This window comes from Apilactobacillus kunkeei (genome assembly GCF_005930975.1).
Classification (GTDB): Bacteria; Bacillota; Bacilli; order Lactobacillales; family Lactobacillaceae; genus Apilactobacillus; species Apilactobacillus kunkeei_E.
The window spans coordinates 1-275 of record NZ_VBSE01000015.1 but is presented as its reverse complement, the minus strand read 5'-3'; the positions used below and the strand labels follow the sequence as shown (position 1 = coordinate 275).

1 protein-coding gene is annotated in these 275 nt (G+C 34.9%); it reads right to left on the bottom strand.

The features are described from left to right. The coding region (locus tag FD688_RS00050; protein WP_138741307.1) for a glycoside hydrolase family 70 protein at nucleotides 1-275 on the bottom strand (275 nt) is incomplete at both ends.

The following is a 275-nucleotide window of genomic DNA, read 5'->3' as shown; positions in this document are numbered from 1 at the left end:
CATTAATAATTGTGGACATATCAGATCTTACTGCAGGGTTATACATTAAAATCGAACGCAATGAGTTCAAATAACCACTATCAATGGTCATTTGATTTGTACCATGATCTTTTTGATAGTATGGATCATTTCCACTCCAGTCTTCTAAAATAGAAAGATGATTGTCTGAGTTGACGTCACTTGCATTAATCCTGTATGCATCTCTAAAGTACTGACTGATAATATTTAAAACATCAGCGTCCATATTATCAACGGCATCAACACGTACACCGTCA